General features: G+C 57.5%; 3 protein-coding genes. All 3 read right to left on the minus strand.

Annotation, left to right across the window (positions count from 1 at the left end; all coding sequences use genetic code 11):
- Window positions 1-4,494 (minus strand): RHS repeat-associated core domain-containing protein (locus tag V8J63_RS26025; protein WP_336464850.1); only part of this gene is annotated, 4,494 nt, incomplete at its 3' end.
- A complete protein-coding gene (locus V8J63_RS26030; RefSeq protein WP_130901551.1) occupies window positions 4,491-5,234 on the minus strand; it encodes a DUF4123 domain-containing protein in 744 nt (247 codons plus the stop codon). The genes V8J63_RS26030 and V8J63_RS26025, both read right to left, overlap by 4 nt.
- Window positions 5,224-6,438: type VI secretion system tip protein TssI/VgrG (tssI, locus tag V8J63_RS26035; protein WP_336464851.1), on the minus strand; the 1,215-nt coding region annotated here is incomplete at its 5' end. The genes tssI and V8J63_RS26030, both read right to left, overlap by 11 nt.

Raw genomic sequence — 6,438 nt, forward strand, 5'->3', positions numbered from 1 at the left:
TTCAAGTGCCTTATTGCGAGCTTGCTCGAAATGCTCAAAATTAAGTGTCTCGCCAACCTCGGGCGGGGTCGTTTTTTGCGGAGGCTTTTTCGGAGTGGCACCGTTTGTCTGTTTACACACCAGCCCCAACGGATCCACCCACCCCGTAGGGTTAGGCACGTATTGGTAGCTATTCAAACCACCCGCAAGCTTGATCGGATCAGGCGTCAAGAACCGTCCAGTTCCCGGATTGTAGTAGCGGTGGCGGTTGTAATGTAAGCCTGTCTCGGCGTCGAAATACTGACCCTGGAAGCGCAACGGGTTATCAATTTCGCTGACATCCAGCGCCGCGAGGTTGCCGTAGGCGCGGTATTTTGCCGACCACATGATTTCGCCGCTGTAGTCGGTGAGTTCCTGCGGTGTGCCGAGGTGGTCGAGTTGGTAATAGAACGGGGCCGCTTTTAGCGGGCCTTCGCCGTCGAGCATCGCCAACGGGCGGAAGCTGCCCGGCTCGTAGATGTAGCTGCGATAGCGATTTTCTGCGCTTTCGGCGATCAATCGCTCGCCTTGCCAGAGGAATTCAGTGGTGTGGCCGTCGACGGTTTTTTCGAAGCGGCGACCGAAGGCGTCGTATTTGTAGGTTGCAGTGCTGCCACCCGGCAGGCTGACGCCGATCAGGCGGTGTTGGCAGTCGTAGCGGTATTCGGTGACGAGCTTTTGGCCGGTTCCGCGACGCTCGCGGATCAAGTTGCCGTAGGCGTCGTAATCGTAATGGCGGTCGCCTTGCATCAGTAGGCGGTTGCCTTTGACGTTTGCGAGGTTCGCAACGGGCAGGTCATTTTGTCCGAGGAGGTTGCCTGCCGGGTCGTGAGCGAAGCTCTCTGGCATGGCGCCGCGTACGCTGATCAGTCGGTCGAGTGGATCGTAGTGATAGCTGCGGTTGCCTTTGCGGCTGTCGTTAATACCGGCGAGGTTGCCGTTGGCATCGTAGTTGTAGCGACGCTGGAACAGGTGCTTGTCCCGTTGGCTGACGCTGTGGGCCTTTAGTCGGCCCTGTTCATCGTATTGGTATTGGCTAAGCAGCAAGCCTTGTTGGCGTTGTTGCTCGCGACCGGCGTTGAACTGGTGGCTGGTCAGGCGAGAGCCGTTGAGGTCGATGCTGTTCAGCCGTCCACCGGACAAATGACGGTAATCGAGCGTGCAGCCATCGGGCAGACGGCAGTGGCTGAGCTGACCGACTTTGTCGTAAGCGTAACGCGTGGTGCCCCAGCCCTGATGTTCGGTGATCAAGCGATCTTGCACGTCGTATTCATAAGCGAGCGGCCAATGGCCGTCGTCGACGTTTACCAGGCGACCGAGTGCGTCGTAGCTGTAATGAATCTCTTCGCCATCGGGCAGCGTCTTGACCAGCAAACGGCCTGCGGCATCGCGCTGGTATTCGGTAACCAGTTCACTACCGTCGTCACCGAACTCGGTTTTCTTCAGCAGTTGGCCGTTGAGGTCGTACTCATACGCGGTGCGTCGACCATCGAAACCGGTTTCCTGCTGGATCAGGCCGTTCGGGTAGTAATCGAGTTGGTAGCGTTCGCCGCGCTCGTTTTCGATCTCGGTGAGGTTGAGTTGCGAGTTGTCGTAGCGGTAGCGCAGTTGGCTGCCGTCGGGGTTGATGCGGCGGCTGACCAGATGCAGGTTGTCGGCGTATTCGTAGCGGGTGATCCGGCCGAGCTCGTCGCGTTCGGCGATGACGCGGCCATACGGGTTGTAGGTAAACGCACGTGTGGCGCCGCCGGGCAGGGTGACCTGAGTGAGGCGGTCGACGGCGTCCCATTGATATTGGGTGATCGCGCCGAATTCGTCCTGGCGAGTGATTTGCCGGCCGAGGGCATCGTAGCGGTATTTTCGTTGACCGCCGTCCGGCAGGCGTTCTTCCAGCAATTGGCCGAGGTTGTTCCAGCCCAGTTGATGACGACTGCCGTCGGGGTGGCGGATCTCAAGCAAGCGTCCCTGACGGTCATAGCTGTAGAAGGTCTCGTTGCCGTCAGGATCGGTTTGTTGGGTAATATCGCCCTGGCGGTTGCGTTCGTATTTCCAGCGGGCCTTGCCGCGCTGGACATCAATAAGTTGACCGTTGAAGTAGTTGTAACGCGTCGGAACACCTTCCGGGGGGATCACCGCAATCAAGCGTCCGGCATCGCTGTACTGATACTCGGTGATCGCTCCCATCGGGTCTTTAACGGCGATCAATCGGCCGTTATCGTCATAAGCGTTCTGCGTCTCACCACCGTCGGGTGCGGTCTCACTGACCAGGCGTGCATTTTCGTCATGCACATAGACCAGCTCACTGCCGTCAGCGTTATGAACAATGACCGAGCCTTTATCATCCCACTCGTAACGTGCTTCCATCTGCGCGTAATTGGCCCAATGACGTACGCATCGGGACAGCTTGCCTTCACGCTCCCACTCCCAGAAGAAGCTAGCCCCTCCGGCCATTTGTCGCTCAAGGATGACGTGCTGATCGTTGTAGCGGTAATGCTCGGTTTCGCCCATCGCATTGGTGGAAGAAACCAGTTGATTGAGTGCGTTGTATCGGTAGGTGACGAGGGTATGAATCGTCAGCCATGGGTCTTGGCGTTCGCCGCGTTCATTGTATTCGGGGCGTTGTTGCTGTTGGTCGACAGCAACGATGTGTCTGTCTTCGTAGCGCAGAAAAAGGGCGCGCCCTGCGCCGTTATCTATGCGCTGGATACGATCAACGAAGTCATAACTGATGTGCAGACGATTTTCGTACGCATCGCTGATCGCGGTCAGTCGACCGGCACGGAAATGGTAAAAGCGTGTTTTTGCCCCGGCCTGGGTCAAAATGAGTTCGCCGGGTTCATTGCCTAGATAAATTGCTGCCTGAGCCAGACTGTTAGTGATGGCCGGCCGCTGTTCCGTGGGCATCGGGAAACGGGTTTGCCGGTTCTCGTTGTCCGTCCACAGCACACCCTCATCGTCGATCTGCAAGCGATGAGACAGTGAATGACTCCAGCCATAGCCGAGGCGGCTATCAATTTCGACTGCACTGCTTCGGTATAGGCGTGTCCACTCAAAAGGCAGCAGGCCACCCAGTTCCCCATCGGTGAGCGTCAGTAACTCTTCACCGGTCACCATCGATACTGGTTCGCCGTCTGAGCATGTGTCGTCGACGCATTGTGCTGGTTTTTTCGCTGGGTTCTTCGGCTGTTCGGGGGCGTTGTCGACGGCCTCTACCTGCTCGATCCGTGAGGCTGGCTCATCTTTTTTACGGGTTTGAATCTGCGCATCGGATTCCGCTTTTCCGCCAGTGATCGGTGGCTTGCTCTTCGGAGCTGTCGCGGTTTCGGCAGGTTTGGGAGCGGCGATCTGAACATCCGCTTTGCGTGCCGGATTGAATTTCGAATCACCATTGAGTAGCAACGGCTTCGATGCTTCGGTATGGGGCGTCGCTTTGGACTTGCTGACTTTCATCAACATGCCGGTGAAGTCTTCAATCAGCTTTATGACTTTGCCGCTGCTTTGTACCCCTTTGACGGCTTTTGTACCCACGCGTACGGCCAAGCCAAGACCACCAGTCAAGACAACGCCGATCAAAATGTTGAGCAGGAACTCTGTCGACATTTGCGCCAGCACTTCGGTACAAGTCTGCGGCGGCAGCATTTTCACCCAGGCCACGATGGCCGCGACGTATATCCACATCAACGGCTCATCGCTCGCGATCAATAAAGCAGTGTGAATAGCGTCGGCAGAGGCGTCGTAAATTTTCTTGATCTGTTCTTCAGTGAAAAAGTTTTTCAGCTTCTCGTAGTTTTCGCGAGGATGGGCGATGAGGTCGTAGAGACTTTTGATATCGCCCCACAATCCCATAATCGCTTTCATGAACCCTTCCCAAGCCGCTTCCAGCTCCTGCAAGGCGCGACCTCCAAGGGAGGCATCGGTGTGAGCTTGCCAGAGCGGGAGGAAGCTGGTGCTCCATTCGGTTTGTAGCCAGCCGCCCAACTCGCCGATCACGCCTTGGTAGGAATTGAACAAACTGTCGATCTGGGCACGCGTAGGATTCGGGAAGAAGGTGATTTTGTACTGCTGATTGGGAGTAAGGCCTGAGACTTCAAGAATCCCTGATGCGTCAATGGTTTTATTGATGGTCGGGCCAACTTCGTTTTTGCCGATGAAGCGGGCATTGACGACCGGTGTCAGTTGAACTGGCGTATTGCCGATCGGCACAAAGCGCGCGGACTCGAAACTATGGATCAGCACCAGCTTGCCGTTCGCAGGACAGTTGGCATAAAGGGTATTTTCCTTCTTGCTGTCCTTGTCAGCCGTGCCAACTTCGTCACCGACTTTGAATTGCTGCTCCGCATCCAGAATGCCGCCGTACCAGGCTTCGGCATGCTCGCGGTAATCCTTCAGGCACTTCTTGAAGTCGTTGATGATGGCCTGAGCATCGGGTTGTTTTGCTGTGAGACCGCCAACGATCCCGCCCATTAAAACGCTCATACCACCACCTCTTTTTCCAGATAGGCCTTCAACAGCCCGGTAAAGTTTTCTTCCGTGAGTGGCGTGCGTTTAACAAAGCGCGCCACTTTTTGTTTCAGGTTCGATTCGGGAAAGGAGAAATACAGATCGGCGTGTTCCTCCTGCAACCACTGCATCATGTTGCCGATAACGGTTGATGGATTTTCTGCCATCAATTCTTCCAACAACCCCTTCGGCACCTCCCACCACGGCCAGTCCTTGACCTTCGGCACCACCCGCGTGCCCACTTCCAGCGCCTGCCCATTGATCAGATACCGCTCAAACACCGGCAGCACTTCACCAGCCTTCTCCCCAAGCCCCCGCAAAATCGGATGAATATGCCGCCCATCCCAAAACCGGAAAAACACCTCGGTGCCATCCGGCATTTTCACCTGCGTCAGGCTGCGCAGATGCTCGAACACTTCGTTCGGTTCTGAACGCGATACCGCCAGCCAGCCCCAGTCGAGGGCGTCGGTTTCGGCGATCCATGGCAGGAAGGCGGAGTTGGCTTTGAGTTCGGTGAGGTAGGGCATCACCGGTTGCCAGGTGGAGTAGGGCGTGCCGCCCCAGATCGGGATGAGCTGGGCGGTGGGTTCGGTGAGGTACAGGGTTTTCAGGGCGTCGGCATCGCTGGCGGCGCTGACGATCAGGTACAGGCGCTCGCCGCTTTGCAGCGGCTGTTGCGCCAGCCAGTCCTTGGGGGAGATTGGTTCAGATGGCACAGGCACCTGCCTTGCATTTTTCGCATTCTTCACAGAACGGCGCGTTACGTTTTAGGGTGTTGATTTGCGCCGGGGTCAGGACCTGGCCAGCCTTGTCGGCATCCGCCTGTTTCAGCACGCCGGGCATCAATGGCGCGGCGCCCGTACCAACGCCGGGGCTGCCGCCGGAGTTCATGTTGATCACCGGCCCACTCATGGTCACGCCACCAGCGTCGATCTTGATGAAGCTGCCGCCGCCGATCAGCGTGAGTTCCGCACCAGCCTCCATCACCACTTTCATGCCGCTGCTCAGGTGGATTTCCTGGCCGGCGTCGATGAACTGGCCGATGCCGATCTTGATGTGCTGGTTCACGCCGACGGTGAGGTGGTCGTTGGCGCGGGTTTCGACTTTGCGGTCGGCGTAGACGGTGTGGTGTTCTTCGGCTTTGAACTCGGTGTAGCTGTTCTGTTCGACGGTGTCGTGGCGTTCGTTGCCGACGCGGATTTTCTGGTCGTGCTCGATGTTTTCGTCCCAGTCGCGCTGGGCGTGCAGGTAAATCTGTTCCTGACCTTTTTTGTCTTCGATGCGCAGTTCGTTGTAGCCGCCACCACCCATGGAACTCAGGGTCTTGAAAGTGCTGCGGGTCTTGTTCGCCGGCAGTGGATAGGGGACGGTGTTTTCTTTGTGGTACAAGCAACCGCTGATCAGCGGTTGATCGGGGTCGCCTTCAAGGAACGTGACGAGCACTTCCATGCCAATGCGCGGGATGGCGATGCCGCCGTACTGGGCGCCTGCCCAGGCGGAGGAGACGCGCAGCCAGCAACTGGTCTTGTCGTCGGCCTGGCCTTCGCGGTCCCAGTGAAACTGGACTTTGACGCGGCCGTATTCGTCGCAGTGGATTTCTTCTCCTTTCGGGCCGGTAACTACGGCGCTCTGGCTGCCGAGGATGCGTGGTTTCGGGTGGCGCAGCGGCGGGCGGTTGGGTACGTCCCATGGCGTGGCCTGGAAGCGGTTGCGATAACCCTGATGGAAATCGTCTTTCAGCGCGGTGGTGTCGCTGGTCACCGACTCCTCGAGCACTTGCGGCTGCTTGCCTTCGTGCAGGATTTCGGTGAGCAGCCACAGGTCGTTCCATTTGGCTTTCGGATGTTCGGTCAGGGCGAGGAAATGGCCGCTGACCAGCAGTGGCTGATCACTCTTGCCTTCGGCGAGCTGGAAGTCGCT

This window comes from Pseudomonas sp. CCNWLW23 (assembly GCF_037095675.1).
Lineage (GTDB): Bacteria > Pseudomonadota > Gammaproteobacteria > Pseudomonadales > Pseudomonadaceae > Aquipseudomonas > Aquipseudomonas atacamensis.